Here is a 210-nt window from a genome sequence, read left to right as displayed (position 1 = left end):
CACTCGGCCTCCAGCTCCGCGACAATGCCGCGCAGCCGCGCGTCAGTGGGTGCCAGCGCGGCGGCCTTGCGGTAGTTGGCTTTTGCCAGATCGACCTGTCCGTTGGCACGCTGCGCCTCGCCCAGGCTGTCGTACACGTTGGCGGAATCCGGATGTGCCTTGGCATTCCACTGGAAGACCGCCACCGATTCCGGCACGCGCTTCATTCTC

Annotated in this window: 1 protein-coding gene; it reads right to left on the bottom strand. The window is 66.2% G+C overall.

Annotated features, from left to right (window positions below):
• On the bottom strand, nucleotides 1-210 hold a 210-nt coding region (locus ACM0OW_RS25980; protein ID WP_414553617.1), incomplete at both ends, for a hypothetical protein.

This window comes from Anabaena sp. CCY 0017, assembly GCF_963920885.1.
Classification (GTDB): Bacteria; Cyanobacteriota; Cyanobacteriia; order Cyanobacteriales; family Nostocaceae; genus Nodularia.
Note: the sequence above shows the minus strand (reverse complement) of the source record. Positions and strands in the feature narration are given on the sequence as shown.